The organism is Bythopirellula superficialaquae (genome assembly GCF_059632245.1).
The window spans coordinates 4,536,759-4,551,816 of sequence record NZ_CP197426.1; the positions used below are offsets into that span (position 1 = coordinate 4,536,759).

General features: G+C 51.2%; 12 protein-coding genes. 7 read left to right on the forward strand and 5 right to left on the reverse strand.

The window, feature by feature from the left end:
• Positions 1-14 precede the first annotated feature (14 nt).
• The 5 genes from SH678x_RS18775 (at position 15) to SH678x_RS18795 (ending at position 4,403) form a co-directional block, all read left to right on the forward strand.
• The gene (locus tag SH678x_RS18775; protein ID WP_496919985.1) at positions 15-953 is read left to right on the forward strand and encodes a hypothetical protein; all 939 of its coding nucleotides are present in this window, start codon (positions 15-17) and stop codon (positions 951-953) included.
• Positions 954-1,320: 367 nt separating this feature from the next.
• Positions 1,321-1,749, forward strand: coding sequence for a DUF6573 family protein (locus tag SH678x_RS18780; protein WP_496919986.1), 429 nt, complete (start codon positions 1,321-1,323; stop codon positions 1,747-1,749).
• A 5-nt stretch (positions 1,750-1,754) separates the two neighbouring features.
• Entirely contained in the window at positions 1,755-2,339 is a 585-nt protein-coding gene (locus SH678x_RS18785; RefSeq protein ID WP_496919987.1) for a hypothetical protein, read from the forward strand.
• Between the two features lie 313 nt (positions 2,340-2,652).
• The gene (locus tag SH678x_RS18790; RefSeq protein WP_496919988.1) at positions 2,653-2,925 is read left to right on the forward strand and encodes a hypothetical protein; all 273 of its coding nucleotides are present in this window, start codon (positions 2,653-2,655) and stop codon (positions 2,923-2,925) included.
• Between the two features lie 503 nt (positions 2,926-3,428).
• Positions 3,429-4,403, forward strand: a complete 975-nt coding sequence (locus SH678x_RS18795) for a tyrosine-type recombinase/integrase (RefSeq protein ID WP_496919989.1) — start codon at positions 3,429-3,431, stop codon at positions 4,401-4,403.
• Between the two features lie 464 nt (positions 4,404-4,867).
• Here SH678x_RS18795 and SH678x_RS18800 read toward each other — a convergent pair whose 3' ends face one another.
• From SH678x_RS18800 to SH678x_RS18820, 5 genes are all read right to left on the reverse strand, one after another.
• Positions 4,868-6,190, reverse strand: a complete 1,323-nt coding sequence (locus SH678x_RS18800) for a trypsin-like peptidase domain-containing protein (RefSeq protein ID WP_496919990.1) — start codon at positions 6,188-6,190, stop codon at positions 4,868-4,870.
• Between the two features lie 199 nt (positions 6,191-6,389).
• Positions 6,390-6,848 carry a hypothetical protein gene (locus SH678x_RS18805; protein ID WP_496919991.1) on the reverse strand — a complete coding sequence of 153 codons (459 nt, stop codon included), beginning with the start codon at positions 6,846-6,848 and terminating at the stop codon, positions 6,390-6,392.
• Positions 6,849-7,028: 180 nt separating this feature from the next.
• A complete protein-coding gene (locus tag SH678x_RS18810; RefSeq protein ID WP_496919992.1) occupies positions 7,029-7,817 on the reverse strand; it encodes a hypothetical protein in 789 nt (262 codons plus the stop codon).
• Between the two features lie 49 nt (positions 7,818-7,866).
• A complete protein-coding gene (locus SH678x_RS18815; protein WP_496919993.1) occupies positions 7,867-11,058 on the reverse strand; it encodes an efflux RND transporter permease subunit in 3,192 nt (1,063 codons plus the stop codon).
• Between the two features lie 24 nt (positions 11,059-11,082).
• Positions 11,083-12,399 (reverse strand): efflux RND transporter periplasmic adaptor subunit, encoded by a 1,317-nt coding sequence (locus SH678x_RS18820; protein WP_496919994.1) that lies wholly within the window; start codon positions 12,397-12,399, stop codon positions 11,083-11,085.
• A 1,062-nt stretch (positions 12,400-13,461) separates the two neighbouring features.
• On the opposite strand from SH678x_RS18820, the gene SH678x_RS18825 reads away from it, so the two are divergent.
• Entirely contained in the window at positions 13,462-13,800 is a 339-nt protein-coding gene (locus SH678x_RS18825) for a hypothetical protein (protein ID WP_496919995.1), read from the forward strand.
• Between the two features lie 133 nt (positions 13,801-13,933).
• On the forward strand, positions 13,934-14,743 hold the full coding sequence (locus tag SH678x_RS18830) for a hypothetical protein (protein WP_496919996.1): 810 nt from the start codon (positions 13,934-13,936) through the stop codon (positions 14,741-14,743).
• Positions 14,744-15,058 lie beyond the last annotated feature (315 nt).

The window sequence follows — 15,058 nt, forward strand, 5'->3', positions numbered from 1 at the left end:
GGCAGGATCGACCTATGAATCCTATTTCACAAGCTGATTCGAGTCTGGCACCGGAGGTAAGAGAATTCGTGGGCACGCTCTTTCTCCCAGAAGATCTGGTCGAACTTCGGCTGATTGAAACATGGACCGAATCCGGTAAACATCGTTCAGAAGTTGTGGAACGTTTGTGGTTACAAGCTGACTCATTGGTTGCGTCGTATCCTACTCTTCACCAAAAGAATCAGCTCGGAGCAAACATCTTCTACGGAGTTAATCCAAGAAGTAGTCGCGGCAGTACAAAAGCAGATGTCGCGATCTGTCGAACTCTATGGGCGGACTTAGATGACGCCAGGCCAGATGACGATCAACGCTGGAGAATGCTTCCATCGCCGTCGCTCATCGTCGACTCAGGACGAGGAGTACATCTCTACTGGCGACTCAGCCAACCCGTTGTCATGAATTCACAGGCGACTCAGTTCCAATTCGAATCGATTCTTCGAGGAATGTATCGCGAGCTTACGTCGGATTCTGTGCAGGACGTTTCACGTTTGATGCGGTTGCCAGGATTCAATAATGTTCGCAACTTTCGAAATGGCATACAACCTTCGATCTGCAAACTGGCCGAAATCCATCCTGATCGTGCTTATGAGTTGTCAGAGTTCCAGCACTTTGCTGCAGACGGTCACCGAGAAGGGCAGGGCGAAGAAGGCACTAGCGATTGGCCACCGAAGGGAATGTATTATTCTGCCAACCGTGATATGCGCCGAGTGCGAGGACTGGTGCGACTGCTTACAAAAGATTCCATCGATCGTTCAAAGCGTGACTACTTTGTCGTCACTAAGCTTTTGGAACTTGGCTGTTCCCAAGATGAAGTTGCTTCCATGGTGTCAAACTACTCAAAATTTTGCGGCAATGAAACCTACCTCCACCGAACCATTGAAAACGCCATGCGCGCCGTCAGACAAAAGCAATGATCTGCGGTGGTACTTTGTTTGCATCGACTGCAATGCTAAGTGGTTTTGTCGGCTTGCAACAGCTAAGTGCCCACGCTGCCATGCCACCTGCAAGTCAACTGAGCAAATCACTCCGCCATGGAAAGGGCCGATAAGTTCAAACGCCTCAAATGTCACACACTTGTCATTTTAGACACCTGATAATGTTAAGTAGGATTCGTTAGTTTCGCTTTCAAGCAACTTCATTCTTGGATGTCTCGTGTCGCTTCTGCTCAAGGAGCTAGGCAGCACGAATATATTCTGTGGAGCAACTGCGGTCGCACCACAGCGTTGAGTGTGCATGAGGCATTACCCAACGTAAAAAGACCGCAATCATGGAGGAAATGCGATGACTACTACCACTAATAAACCCACTGACAGAAAGGAGGAAAATGCTGGACCGGAATCTTGGCCAATTATTGACAGCTATTCAAGAGCCGAAGCACTAGACGATGGAGTTCTGATAGCCGTCGATGCAGACTTGGCCGCAAATGCCGGATTTCGCGCGCCAGTGGCTTTGACGCATGCCGTTTTTGAAACATGCGTGCGTGTTCCCAATGGTGTGCATTGCCAGGATGAGACAGGCCGGTTGTTTGATGTCCTATGGATGGCGTCCCAAGCCTTCCGTGATGTCGACAGGAAAGAGTCGAGAGTCGGCGTGCAGCTCTATGTCCGAAACGACAATCAAGCCCCACGTCTGATTCGCCTGACGGCAGACATTGGTCCAGGTGACAACGGCGAGCCCGTGGTCACGATCGGCTATCCCGATGAGATGTAGTACCGATGGGCAGGCCTTATCATGGGCCTGCCATCGCCTTTCAAATGTATGTCCTTCTCCCTGAGATGACCTTTCTTCGACGCGACGGAAGTGGCGTGGAAGAGGGGAAATTAACCATCAGCGTCTCCCTTCGATTCTGCGACGCTGATGATTTAATGGGAGGAATGCTTATGGGCATGGATGTATTTGGAATTGATCCAGCGGGAGATGCTGGGCACTACTTTCGGGCGTCAATCTGGCAATGGCGACCGTTATGGGAGCGAATGAAGGAGCTGTGCAGTGATTTTCTCAGTGCGGAATTGCTTGCGGCAATGGCCTTTAACGATGGGGCTGGGCCACAGGACCAATCCACCTGTACGAAGATCGCCGATCGGTTGGAGCAGTGGCTTCACGCCGAATCGCGTGCTGAATACAGGTTGGAGGAAACCGCGTCCGCTCTGCGAATTACGTCCGATGGAACATTGGTGAATTGCGTAGAACTCAAAGCCGATGCGGCCGGCTTGAGTAGATCACCATATTCGGTCAGACGGGACGAGATCACTGAGTTCATCGAGTTCCTGCGAAACTGCGGTGGATTTAGCGTGTGGTAGTGCGGTTGGTCTGTCCCTGCGGGGGCAGACCGCCGTTTTTCTTCACCTCAAGCATGTCACGTCATAAATATCGTCATCGATAAGTCACATTCATATCGTCTTACCCATAACGTTTGTATTGGTTCCTCTGAGGAGCCCGACGAATAGGGGTAGAAGCTCAACCATCTGTCCTCGCTGACGCGACACATCGCCGCGCGAGCGAGAGACTGGTGGCGCCATTTCACGGTCTTTTGTTTCTGGCAAAGTGCCCGAGCGGATTTGTGTCCGAACGGAGTATGACTTTGCTTCTGTTTCTTGGAAAGGAGATAGCCCTATGGCTACAGCTCAAGCGACCGCTCCTGCGGTCAAACGTCCCGTGCATGAGATTCGTTTTGGTCGGGTTAAGGCAGCAATCTGGGAAAATGAAACGTCCCAAGGCGTTCGCCACAACGTGACCTTCCAGAAGATCTACCGCGATGCAGATACGTGGAAGATAAGCGACAGCTTTGGTCGCGATGACTTGCACTTGGTTCAAAAGGTGGCAGATCTTGCCCACACTTGGATCTATGAGCAGGCCCAGGAAAGCAGCGAGCGCAGTTCTGAATAAGAACCAGCGACGCTCTACACAGAGAGAGGTTCCTTTGATGGTTGGCGCCACCGGATCTCTCTTTTGTGTGCGTGGTTAATCAGGCTTCTTGCTGCGGCGCCAGCCGCAAGGAGGTGTTTTGATGTTTTTTGTGCAGTGTCCGCAGTGCGGTGCTGTTGTCGAGCTTCCCGCAGATTCTGTTGGAACTGACCGCAGCGACCCGTGGAATGTGGCTGAGTGCTTGGAGTGCGATGCATCGTTCGATTTCGACGATGAAGAAGTGCACTTTGAGCCCGATGTTAAAAACGCGTCCTAAGGTTACTTCACACTCCGCTTGCCCGTCGGAAAGGAACGGGCTCCTTGGTCAGATTAGAATAGCCATTCTATTGCGCTCGATTTTAGTTGCTCCCTACTCCTAACTTAGTGCATCATAAAGGACGTTATGATGCACCAACGGATCGGTAGGGACTCTAGTTCAACCGCTGTTTGTGCATTGCAAATGAGGCTGACAAAGTACGGACTGAATGGCAAAAGAACTTGTCGCATACTCTCAAAAAGAACTGACTCGCATCGGACTAGTTTCCCTGCCGTCAGCGATTCAATCCTCTGGTGACTCAGGCATTCGCCGCTTCCTTGAGTTCTTTGCCGTCACCATTCGCAACAAGAACACGCGGCTTGCCTACGCTCAAGCCATCAAGCAGTTCTTTGATTGGTGCCAGGCACGCGGCGTCACGAAGCTGGATCGGATTCAACCAGTCATCATCGCAACCTACATCGAGCAGCACGGCGACTCACCGCCGACAGTCAAGCAGCATCTCGCCGCTATTCGCATGCTCTTTGATTGGTTAGTCACCGGGCAAGTTGTTCCAAGTAATCCATCAACTTCTGTTCGTGGTCCAAAGCATGTCGTAAAGCGCGGCAAGACCCCTGTTCTTACTGCCGACGAGGCTCGCAAACTGCTCGACTCGATTGACACATCGACTGCAATCGGGCTAAGAGACCGTGCTTTAATCGGTGTAATGGTTTATTCATTCGCTCGCGTTAGTGCAGCAGTCACAATGAAGGTTGAGGATTTTTACGCCGAGGGGAAGCGGTGGTGGCTTAGGCTCCATGAAAAAGGTGGCAAGCGACACGAAGTCCCTGCCCATCACAACGCCGACGAGTATCTTGATGCCTATCTCAAAGCCGTTGGGATTAATGAGCAGAAGAGGTCTCCCCTCTTCCGCACCATGGACCGAAATGGGCGACTGACCGAGCGAGGACTCACTCGCAACGATGCGCTTCGCATGGTGAAGCGTCGTGCAGCCGCCGCCGGGCTTTCAAGCAAGACTTCCTGTCATTCTTTCCGAGCGACCGGAATCACCGCCTATCTGGAAAATGGCGGCACTATTGAAAATGCCCAAGCGATTGCCGCGCATGAATCGCCCAGGACAACAAAACTCTACGATCGGACGAGCGATGAAATTACGCTCGATGAAATTGAACGTATAATGATTTAAAAGTTAATTGATAGTGATTGATACAAGGCATTTGTAACCAGCCCGAATCTACGGCAAGCATATTTTGACATTCTCACGGTCTTTTCAGCTGTCGACAATTAGTTTTCACCTTCCCTATTGCGTATGTGCCTCGCTTGAGGGCCCCGCAGGACAAAACTTAGTAAAGATCCATAACTGAGCAGCTAGCCATGCTTACAGCGAGCTGTTCAACGAAAATGATGTTGCACTGCACGCACGACTAACATCATTACTGAGGAGTCAACGCCAAGGATAAACACTCACACAGAATAGCTTGAGAGCACGCAACATTCTTTTCAGCTCAGTGTAGCCTGCTTCTCCACGAGCTTCTTTGTATGCATCAAAGGCTGATTTGCCAGTCGTCAGTAATTGCTAAAACTTCAGGGACTTCGCCGGCATGTGTTTCTACAACGCTCATGGCTTCGCCTAGTACAGGGTGGTTTGCGCTATTTTTGCAGTAGTACAAAATGCTGTTGCTGTGGAGTAGCGACCAAAATCAAAACTCGCTTTGCGTTGTTATTCGCCTTCATCGCCTCTTCAAAGTCTTTGGTGCTCAGTACTGTCTTACTGCCAACACGCAAGACGATCATGCCGGCACATACACCTTCTTTAGCCGCCTTGCTATGTGGTGATACGTTGGTAACAACAACCCCTTGCGAGTGATGGTCGAAACCAAGTTCGTTGATTTCGACTGCCGATCTTTCGTCGACTGTAAGGCCGTATTGCAAATCGTTCAGAGCGGACTTTTGATTAGCAATATCCGTTGTTACTTGTTCACCGGTGCGAATTTCAAAAGTTTCAGGAGATAGTTTTACCGAAATAGTTTCTCCAGCCCGATTGAGTATGATTGGTAGCAGTTGGCCGGGCATTGCTTTCTCGATGGCAGTCACAACATCACAACTTTTGTGAATTGGCGTGTTGCAGATATTCGTAACGACATCACCGACATCAATGCCTGCCTTCTCCGCCGGACTGTCCGGCACCACGGAGCAAACTAAGAGCCCGTCATCGGGTTTGAGGCCTAGATAGTCAGCCACTTTTCTTTCCAAGGGTTCCGTATCAAAGTCTAGGCGGACATGAGTAACCGCGCCTTTGTTAATAAGCTCCTTAGCAGTTTTCAGGGCTGCGTTGATTGGTATCGCAAATCCGATCCCCTGAAATCCTTCGTGGCTGCCATAGCCTCCTTCGCTGATGCCTACGACTTGCCCCTGCAAGTTAACTAAGGCGCCTCCCGAATTTCCTGGATTTGAAGCCGCATCAGTTTGCAGCAAATGAGTTCGTGGTGATGTCGGCAGATGACGATCCGTTGCGCTTATAATCCCAGCACTAATCGACAGTCCCAATTCATAGGGATTCCCAATCGATGCAACCCAGTCGCCGATATGTAGTTCGTCGGAATTGCCCAGTGGAGCTTCTGGTAAAGTGTCTGGACTCGCAATATGTATGATGGCTAAGTCGATCACTGGATCGGCCAAGATTTTAATCGACTCGAAACGTCGTCCATCAGCAAGCCGGACAAAAACATGGTCCGCAGACTCGACAACGTGATTGCATGTGAGAACATAGCCACGCCGGTCGATAATAATCCCGGAACCTGAACCATCATGTGCAAAATCTGTTGTCTGCTCGCTTGGGTCATGAGGATGTCCTGAGTGAGCCGATTCATTCCCATTCCGCCATGGCGGAAGATTTCGCGGTCCTCGTTGCACCTCGACCGTGACTACAGCCGGCAGGACTGCTTCAACCGAACGTCGAAATCCTTCGCTCAACTCAGGCCGATTCTCATTAGATTGCCGTAAAGTTGCTGGTGATTGGCATCGCGCGTGGTCAACATAGACTACGCAGAACATAATTACCCAATACGGCATCCACCACTTCGTTGAACAATACATCATGAATGGTGCTCCGAACATTCGCAGGAAGCTTCTACTAAATTCGACGAACTAGGTAATAGGTTAGATCGGCCAGCTAGGGCGTCTCTTCACTTCCATGTTCGTGACTCTCATGCTCGTGACCTTCATGATCATGCTGGATGTCGCCCCGATACTGCTTACCGTTAATCGCCACAACTAGCTGTCCCTTAGCGTGTTCGTGGCACAATTCTTCACAGACTTCTGCGTCCGTCGAAACGAAACGTGATGCCTTACCAGCAGTGTCAGATTCCTGTGGACTAGCAACTAAGGCAAACTGCTCTGCTTGTCCCTCATGACTCAAATTGACTTTGAGTTCAGTTGCCTCGATAGGCACAAGTTCCTTGGCGGCTGAGTCAAGTAGATAGATAGTGACCGTTTCGGCCGCGTCATCATGCACCAACTCGGCGTGGTATTCCTCACTTCCAAGCTCAATGAGACTGCCTCCATGGGGACCCTCAGCGGGGTGGTCATGGTCGTGTCCCGTCTCGACTGTAGCGGGTGGACCTGCGGTCACGGTGTTTTGAGAGGGGGCAGATTTTTTCGTTGGAGCCTCACCGCACCCGACAAGTCCGGCTACAACAGTTGTGATTAATAAGAGCAACGTATTAGAAAAAAGATAATGGTTCATTTTTGAACTCCGGTTGGAATGAAAGCAGATTGATTTACGTAAAACGCTCGGACAAAGCCGCGTCATTTAATCTTCGTGTTTGGTCTCAAAACCGGCTTTGGTGAGCCATTGCTGCCATAATTCGGCAGCCTCATGGGAAGGCAGCTCTAAGTGCTTCCATTCCGAACAGCGAACAGTGAGTATCGGCTCGCCGCCTTGCTGAGACTCTTGCACTTCACAGCCGAGTGCTTTGACAATCGCAATGAGTTCCTGAGAGTCAATTCCGTCTTGAGGTGGCAAATTCACCCAATTTACTAGACGAAACTCGACTTCTTCATGTTCTTCGCCGTGGGCATGCTCCTCGGCATGACCTTCATGTTCTGGGTCGTGCTCTGCTTCGCTGAGGGCGTGGGGATGTTCCTCGGCGTGATTTTCTTCATGCTCAGCATGGTCCTCCTCGGAATGTCCATGCAAAGTTTCAAATCCGGCCGCCTCAAACCATTCTTCCCACTGATGCGCGAGTTCATCAGTCGCAACCGTCAGAGACTTCCATTTCGGACAGCGATAAGTAACATCGTTATGCCCATCATGCCCGGCAGGAGCGACCTCACAACCCAACTTCTTAACCGCCTCTAGGTGCTCGCTGGCCTTTTGCAGTTCATCAAAGTGCAACGTCTTATTTTCAGGTAGACGATAGGCGATTGTCGACTCTGTATGAGGTTCTTGCCCGAAGGCTCTTGTGTTTATTCGAAGCGCGGCGATCGCAGCTAGTCCGGCGACTAGGTAAATCAATATAAATCTGAGACGGCGTTCGTGCCGACGGAAACGCTCTTGAGGGCGTTGGCTGCTGTAACGGTAAAAGTTTGCTTTTTGCATGTTCGATTCCTTTCATAAATTTCAACTTAAAAGTTATCCCGAGTGATTGTTAGTTTGTTGGGTATGCGAACGTCTCCTTATCCACGAGCGAGATATGCTGCTCCTCTGCTTCTACCACGCGGCGCGCTGATCCCAGGCCCATCGTCCAGAACAAAGCGGGGTGAACAAAGAAATCGAGCAGTGTTGAGCTAATGAGACCACCGACGATCACTGTCGCAACGGGATACAAGATTTCTTTTCCCGGTTCCCCTGCTGAAAGAGTTAACGGAATCAGCGCGATGCCGGCGGTAAGTGCCGTCATCAGCACGGGGGCTAGTCGCTCCAGCCCGCCGCGGACAATCATTTCTTTTGTCCAGCCTTCACCTTCGTATTTCACTAGGTGCAAATAGTGATTCAACAAGAGGATTCCGTTCCGAGAAGCCACGCCGACTAGGGCAATAAACCCGACCATTGCAGCGACTGTCAAAGTCTGCTGAGTAATCACAAGGGCTGCTACGGCCCCGATGAATGCCATCGGCAGCGCGGCCATGACTTGCAGTGACAGATTGACCGAGTGAAACATCGTGAATAGCACCAGGAAGATGCCCACCAGCGATGCCAGAAATAGTAAAGCAATGGTTCGTGATGCCGACTGCTGACTCTCGAATTGTCCGCTGTATTCCAGGAAATATCCGACGGGCAATTTGGCCTCAATCGGTGCCAAGCGTTGCTTGATTTCTTCAACCACGTCGACAAGCCCACGGTCACGAACATTGCACTGCACCACAATTCGGCGGCGAACCTGCTCGCGGCTTACCGTGTTGGGTCCGCCTGCTTTGTAAATTCGAGCAACATCCTCAAGTTTGACTGAGCCCCCCGAGGGGGTTTCTAGGACTAATCGCTTGAGGGCCTCGATGTCTTCGCGGTACTCTTCATCGAGTCGCACAAGTAAGTCGAATGTTCTTTGACCATCGAGAACCTGCGAGACAATTTCTCCTTGCATGGCTGTTTCAACGAAATCATTGATATCGTTTCGTCGCAGGCCAAACTGTTCCAGTTTGTAGCCATCGGCTTCAATACGCAGCTGCGGAATAATGACTTGCTGTTCGACTTGCAAATCACGCACTCCTTCAATCCCGGCAATCGCTGCCTGCATCGTCTGCGCTTGCCGTCGGAGAACATCGAGATCGTCGCCGTAAAGCTTGATCGCCACCTGCGCTTTCACACCAGAAAGCATATGTGAAATCAAGTGTGCTAACGGTTGCTCGACGGCGGTGACTATCCCCGGAATGTCTGCCAGGGCCTCGCTGATTTCCTCGATAACTTCTTCGCGAGAGCGTTCGGTTTGGGGAGAGATTGTGGCGATAATCTCCGTGACATTCACTCCCTCGGCATGTTCGTCAAGCTCCGCGCGTCCGGTCTTGCGAACGAACGCCGTGATATCGCCAATTTCTTGAAGTCGCTTTTCGACTTGGCCCGATACTTCGTTCGATTTTTCCAGGGAACTTCCTGGTGGCAGCAATACGTTGACTTGGATGGCACCTTCGTTGAAAGGCGGCAGGAAATCCCGGTCGAGCCGCAGCAAGGCCAGCATCGAGATAACGACCATCGCAACCGTGACTAGTAGAATCAGTTTGGGGACACTTAAGCTGAACCGAATCACTCTCGCCGCGAGCCACTTCAAGCCGCGTAGGACAAAGCTATCTTTTTCGTGCTCTACAAGTTTCGAGTTTCCGAGAAGCCAATAGGAAAGTACGGGAGTCACTGTCAAAGAAACGAGCAGTGATGCCAGAATCGAGACGATGTAAGCGACTCCCAATGGCGTGAACAGTCGACCTTCCATTCCCGAGAGAGCAAACAACGGGACAAACACCAGCACTACGATCATTGTGCTAAACACAATGGAATTACGAACTTCGACGCTGGCCTGAAAAACGACTTGCAGTGGATGCTTAGGATTGCGGCTATGCCTGTTTTCTCTCAAACGCCGGAAGATGTTTTCTACGTCGACAATCGCGTCGTCCACGAGTTCGCCGATAGCGACGGCCAACCCGCCGAGTGTCATCGTGTTGATCGATAACCCGAAGGCGGCAAAAATAAGTGTTGTCATCACAATCGAAAGCGGAATCGCGGTCAAAGTGATGAACGTGGTACGGAGATTCCAGAGAAACAGAAACAAGATAATCACGACTAGTATGGCACCGTCTCGCAAGGCCTCCATAACATTCTCGATTGCCAAATCGATGAACGTCTCTTGTTGATAGAGTTCTGGCAGAATTCTAATATCAGCAGGCAAAGACGGCTTGAGTTCTTCCAGAGCAGCGACGACAGCTTGTGTTACCTGCCGCGTATCGGATTTGGGTTGCTTATTGATCGTCAGGACGACCGCAGGACCACCGTCAAACGTGCCGTCCTCTGAGCGGTTATAAGCCGCGCTATCTCCCCGCTTAACTTGGGGCCCCTCCAGAATTCGAGCGACTTGCGACAAGGTGACTGATTGTCCATCACGATGGACCACAACAACTCTGCCGATTTCCTCAATCGTTTTGATCCGCCCCAGTGCTCTGACAAGGAATTCGTTGGGACCTTGCTCATCAAGATATCCGCCAGCGGTATTCTGATTGCTTTCACGGAGGGCCGTCTTCACCTCTTGCAAGGTGACGCCAAAACGTAGCAATTCATTGGGATCGACCAATACCTGGAATTGCTTGCGCTCTCCTCCCATCACAACCACTTGGGAAACACCGGGGATTGTGAGCAGCCTTTGGCGCACCACCCAGTCCGCCAGTGTCCGAAGTTGCATGGGATCTGTTTTGCCACCCTCGCTATACATGCCGACGATATGAATCTGGCCCATGATCGACGAAATTGGAGCCAACTGCGGCTTAATACCTTCGGGAAGTTGATCGGCGACAAGTGCCAAGCGTTCGTTAACAATTTGGCGATCATTGAAGATGTCGGTTCCCCAGTCAAATTCGACATAGACCACGGATAGCCCCACTCCCGACGAACTCCGCACGTCTTGCACGCCGGTCGCTCCATTCAGGGCAGTTTCAAGGGGAAACGTGATCAACGTCTCTACCTCTTCAGGGGCCATCCCGAGCGCTTCGGTCATAATAACGACGCGAGGTCGATTGAGGTCGGGGAAAACATCGATGGGCAACTGCGTAGCGTGCCAGCCACCATACACCACGAGGAATATGGAAATGGCGATAATGAGCAGGCGATTCTGTAACGAAAAACGTATGACGGCGTTTAGCATTGCCGGGCTTCCTTTCTCGGCAAATTAGTGATTGTGGCCGGCATGGGGATCTACTCCACCACCGGCCTTATTCTTGAGTGCCAGGTGCATTTGATAGGCACCTTCTCCCGCAATAATGTCACCGGGAAATAGCGAGCCATTGTTAGCGACAACGACCTTGTCGCGATCACGATGCTCGATGTGGACTGACACGCGATCAAAATGGTCACCGTTTTGCCGATAGACATAAGCTTCGGCACCTTCATCGACAATCGCTTCAACGGGCAGAACGAGTTGCTTTTCCCAAGTCTCCACGGGAACGCGAAGTTCCATGCGTTGCCCAGGTTTAAAGCGCCACTCAATAAATCGCCGACCGGGAAAGGGTTGCTGGTCAAGGACAATTTCATTGGGAAGACGTAGATAGAAACGAAAAGCACGCGATTCGGGGTCGATATGGTCCGCCAAATATAAGAGCTTCAGACCATTAACGACTTCCTTTTGCTTATCGCCCACTAAGAGCACTCCTTCAACATTCCAACCCTCTCTGGCTGCTTCGCGAACTCTCGCTGCATCATCTTCAAACGCACGTCCTTCGACAAAGAGTTCGCAATGGTCTGCGAGTACAGCAAGTTCTTGACCTGTGGCGACTTGTTCGCCTTGTGACACAGGCAAAGACTGGACATGAAAAAGGTGCTCTCCTTCACAGCCGTCGTCCTCGTGTGTGTGATCGGGTGCAGAGATCGTGATAGCGCGAAGCAATTGACGAGTGTCAAGGATGTTTTTGACTTGCTCCTCGCTAAGTCCGTGGACGACCAAAGCTTGTTGCTCGGCCAGGAGTGAAGCTTCTAACTTCTGCTTTTCATACTCTTGATCGAGAATTCTTTTGCCCGGAATGACACCTTCGGGAAGAGCGTTGAGTCTGGCCAACTCTCGATTAACCACGTTGAGATTCTCTGACGTGCGAAGAAAATCACGTTGGGCGGTGACAACATCTTCATTGGTGATGCGCAGCTCGAATAGCGGACTATCCTCCTCCACGGCTTGTCCCTCGACTGCAAATATCTCTGTGACAACACCGGTGATAGACGCCGTAATGTGGATGCGGCTTCGTCCCGGACGCTCGGCCACAATCGCTGGCAAGGTTAGTTTCTTTTCAAAGTTGCTTATCGTGATTTCGAAGGGTTTGAAGCCAATGTTCTTGAGACCGTTGGCGCTCAGCTCAATCGAAGTCGCTTCATCGTGGCCGGCATGATCGTGATTGTGCTCGTCCTCTTGTGCAACCTCGTGCGCGTGAGGATCTTCAACAGCCGAAGTCGCTGATAAGTGTGCGGAATCATCTTTCGCGCCTAGAACCAACGGCAACCATTTATCGCGAGTTATCCCAGCCAGCACAGCGAAACATAGGAGACCTATTCCAACTACTAGAGGTTTGTAGTTTTTGGGTTTTAAAGGCGTGGTTTTAGACATGCGAGTGAGTTCCCCTCGAAGCATGCCGCGATTACAGGCATGTTACGAGGAATGAGGAAAGCTGATGCAAGGAGCACACTACGCAGACCAACTGCGCGGGTGTCGTGAGCAAGGGCACTAATTTGCCCGAGGCTCGGTAAAACGGTGAAGAACCACCGTCATCAGATTAAGAGAATGCCGAGCGCTAAATGCGAGCGCACCGGTAGCGGGGGTGGAGATTCCGCGGCTGATGACAAACTCTGCGTCACAACGGCGGCAAGTGGGATTGAATTGTCATCATCCAGAACTGAGCTGCAATGAAATGGCGACGCAAATTCAAGGTTGACGCCGACCGTGGAAGCTAACCACTGGCACTGGGAGTGCCGACAATCGTGGTCCTCACCCGGAGCATGATCACAAGGTGGTGCTCCATCGTGGCTGTGATGATGATGACTGTTTGATGCCTCATGCGCACTGTGATCACTCGTCGTTGAGGCAGGTTCGTGACAGGCAGCAAAATGCACTGTATGCGAACAACATCCCAGTAAGGCATGTGCCAGCACGTTGGCAGAGATCAGAGTGGCAATCAATCGGCTCATACGGCCCTTTGTAATCGGTAAACGCAATGCCAAAGTATTCCCTCGACTGTCCGCCGGGTCTACAGCAGTTTTCTCTGACCCGCACTTGGAATGCCAAGCTTCGCTAACTCTATATCTGTCGTTTGATAGTGATCTAGCCCTCAAGTTAGGTGACCTGGAATGCACTCAAATTGATCCGCTTCGGGTCAATTTGACCTCACCTGCCATAGTGCTGTTGGTTGCTCGGCATTGCCGAGTTAATTCTTTAAGTCTCTTTCCCAAAAGTACTTACTGCATCCTCAGCTAGCTGACGGTATGGGATTCGCCATCATAAGATTTCGACTCACTGGAGTCTATTGCTTGGCCCAGAATGGTTGGTTCTTTGAGGGGAGTAGTTGAGATGAAAAGGATTTTGATTTCGTTAACGGCGTTTGTCGCACTTTTAAGTTTCGGTGCGATTGCTCAAGATGCCGATGCCCAAGGCTTTCATTTCCAGACCCGTCGCGTGCATGTCGATATCGGTAATTCGCATGGATACTACGGCGGAGGAAACAACTGGGCTGGCGGATATGGCAGTGCGTACGGCGGCGGATATCGATCGCATGGACACAACGATTGGCACGACACGACTCACCTCGACTACCATCAGGGCGGCTATCAACGCCACTACAACCATTTTGATTATGTGCCTCAGCACTATGACGTGCATTCCAGCGGTCACTGGGACCCCCATTTTTAGTCCAATTTGAATGACACGTTCAAGCTCACCTCTCACTACCGATCCTCATCGGCATGCGTGAGCTGCAATTAACAGATTCCGTTTCGTGCCTTTGTTCATTCCAGTCGATACTCATAGTAAAAGGAGAAAGCGAATGAACAGGCGCTGGTTGGTAATGTATGGACTCATGCTGTGCTGGCAATCTCCCAGCGCTTGGGCACAACATGGTCACGGCCATGGCGGTCACAGTGGAGGTCATGGGCATGGAGGACATGGCCATGGGAGCTTTCACGGTCACTACGGCGGACATGGACACTATGGTGGGCATGGCCACGGGTTCGGCCACGTTGATATCCATTTGGGGCACCATTACTTAATTCCGCACATCAGCCACCACCACCATGGCAGCTATTGGGTAGATTCCGGGTTGTACTACTACCAACCTCGCACGTTTGTCACTGGCTCGAATGTTTATGTTGCTAGCAGACCCACCGCAATCGAATTTGGGAGCTACGCGCATGTCGATGACCTCACGGGTCGCTTGAGCCTGCTCGCCAATGATCTCTGTCTTGATATGCACTACAACTATCAACACAATCTGGGCTTTGCCGACATATATGGCGAAGCATATCAAATTCTCGACTTATCCAAGTCAATTCAAACGCTTTCTCAGAGTGGCGATCGAGCGGAGCTTGTTCGCTTGGTTCAGGATCTCGATCCTTTGTTTCATCATGTGCAGAGTGAGGTTGTGAGTTGGAACCGCCGGCATCAACGACAAGTTGGTCAATCCGGTTTGATGACCAAAATCGAAGTGATGGAGTCCTTGTTACACCATCTGATGTACGATGTCGGTATACAGCCACACAGTCCATCCATGGAAGAAGCGCCTTCTCCTGCTTCTAGCGAAGTCGCTCCACCGCCAGTGTCTCGTGCAGTCAGTACCCCTCCTCCAGCTTTGCCTTGACCATCACAGATTTCCAGGTTTGCTGTAGTATCCCCGTGTCGCTTCTAACGACAGCAACCTCCCTGACAGCCAGACGAGCCTCCACTGGCACGCGATGAATTGCCGAAACCTCTCGATGAAGTTGACTGCGTTGGATAGTCGTCTACCGGTTCGTCAATTTCGTTTTTGTTTGGTAGATAGCCTGCAAGATTCGCTTCAACGGGTTGGGCCGTTGCCGTTTCCGATCTTGCGGAAACATTCGATAGAGCTTGTGACTCTAGGCCGGACAAGGCCGAGGTGGAAGGTTTTGTTCCACGACAACCCGCCACAAGAATC

What these genes read in the sequence shown, in the direction of transcription:
- SH678x_RS18785 (WP_496919987.1), top strand. Translation starts at nt 1,755, where the DNA reads ATGGGCAGGCCTTATCATGGGCCTGCCATCGCCTTTCAAATGTATGTC.
- SH678x_RS18825 (WP_496919995.1), top strand. Translation starts at nt 13,462, where the DNA reads ATGAAAAGGATTTTGATTTCGTTAACGGCGTTTGTCGCACTTTTAAGT.
- SH678x_RS18790 (WP_496919988.1), top strand. Translation starts at nt 2,653, where the DNA reads ATGGCTACAGCTCAAGCGACCGCTCCTGCGGTCAAACGTCCCGTGCAT.
- SH678x_RS18830 (WP_496919996.1), top strand. Translation starts at nt 13,934, where the DNA reads ATGAACAGGCGCTGGTTGGTAATGTATGGACTCATGCTGTGCTGGCAA.
- SH678x_RS18780 (WP_496919986.1), top strand. Translation starts at nt 1,321, where the DNA reads ATGACTACTACCACTAATAAACCCACTGACAGAAAGGAGGAAAATGCT.
- SH678x_RS18815 (WP_496919993.1), bottom strand. Translation starts at nt 11,058, where the DNA reads ATGCTAAACGCCGTCATACGTTTTTCGTTACAGAATCGCCTGCTCATT.
- SH678x_RS18795 (WP_496919989.1), top strand. Translation starts at nt 3,429, where the DNA reads ATGGCAAAAGAACTTGTCGCATACTCTCAAAAAGAACTGACTCGCATC.
- SH678x_RS18810 (WP_496919992.1), bottom strand. Translation starts at nt 7,817, where the DNA reads ATGCAAAAAGCAAACTTTTACCGTTACAGCAGCCAACGCCCTCAAGAG.
- SH678x_RS18775 (WP_496919985.1), top strand. Translation starts at nt 15, where the DNA reads ATGAATCCTATTTCACAAGCTGATTCGAGTCTGGCACCGGAGGTAAGA.